The 1,353-nt window shown below is 39.5% G+C and carries 1 protein-coding gene; it reads left to right on the top strand.

Going from position 1 to position 1,353, the window contains the following annotated elements; all coding sequences use genetic code 11:
• Positions 1 to 221: 221 nt before the first annotated feature.
• On the top strand, positions 222 to 1,353 hold a 1,132-nt coding region (locus ACFIMC_RS05065), incomplete at its 3' end, for a DEAD/DEAH box helicase family protein (protein ID WP_375685693.1).

Genomic DNA, 1,353 nt, shown 5'->3' with positions numbered 1-1,353 from the left:
ACGTGAAATGAATAGCAAATTTCACTACTTTGCTGATCTTATTCCATGTCATGGGCTGTTGATAAGCAGCCTTAAAGACCCATTTTGAAAAAAATATCGGCTTTTTTAGCAGTTTTTTCCCATTTTTATCGTTATTTGCTTTAAGTGCATTTAATTGAATTCGTTTTGATTCTTTTAATGAATATTAATCATCTCATAAGGCAAGGGATTTTTATTACAATATGCTTCAATCTATTAAGTCTGATAATGAACAATTCACTTTACGCTCCCTTTTACAATCCTATCGTGAACAGGCAACATCAAATGCTCTACGGGGGAAAGTGTTTGAAGATTTTGTGACAAAATATCTTATGTATGACCCTCTCCACTATGGGCGATATGAAAAAGTTGAGAGCTATTATGAATGGGCTAAAGAGCGTGAAGGTTGGAATAAAAATGATATCGGCATTGATCTGGTGGCAAAGCTTCGTCATCAAGAGGGATATGTGGCTATTCAATGTAAGTTTTATAAAGCTGACCATCAGATCAGTAAAAAAGATATTGATAGCTTTATCGCTGCCTCTGGAAAAGACATCTTTAAATATCGACTTCTCGTTGACAGCACAGAAGTGGAATTAAGTGACAATGTGAATGCCATGATTAAAGGACAAGCGATACCCGTTTATCGTATTGACCTTCGTCATATGGAAAACAGTCGGATAGATTGGCAAATATTTGCAACAAAACAAGAAGTTCTTCTGAAATCAACAAAAGAGCCTCGTCCCCATCAAGAAGAAGCCATCAAGAAAGTCTGTGAAGGGTTAAAAGAAGCAGATCGTGGCAAGCTGATTATGGCATGTGGAACGGGGAAGACTTTCACAAGCCTTAAGATAGCAGAACACATAGCAGGAAAAGGCAAGCGTGTGTTGTTTCTGGTGCCTTCTCTGGCTTTAGTCTCGCAAACAATCCGTGAATGGACAGCCGATGCACAAGTGCCCTTGCGTTCCTTTGCGGTGTGTTCGGATACAAAAGTAGGCAAGCGTCGTAAAAACCAAGATGATATTGTTGGCATGGAAACATCAGATCTTGTTCTCCCTGCTACAACAGATGCAAAAGCCCTTGCTAAAGAAGCTTGTGAATCCCTAGCAGATGCAATGACCGTGGTCTTTTCAACTTATCATTCTATCCAAGTGATTTCGGATGCACAAAAAGAGCATGGTTTACCCGAATTTGATCTGATCATCTGTGATGAAGCCCATAGAACAACTGGGGCTTCATTGGGAACTGAAGACAATGAATCTGAATTTATCAAGGTTCACGATAACAGCATCATTCGGGGCAAAAAACGTCTGTATATGACAGCAACGCCGCGTA

It is taken from the genome of Bartonella sp. AP21QHHD (assembly GCF_042196205.1).
Lineage (GTDB): Bacteria > Pseudomonadota > Alphaproteobacteria > Rhizobiales > Rhizobiaceae > Bartonella.
Note: the sequence above shows the minus strand (reverse complement) of the source record. Positions and strands in the feature narration are given on the sequence as shown.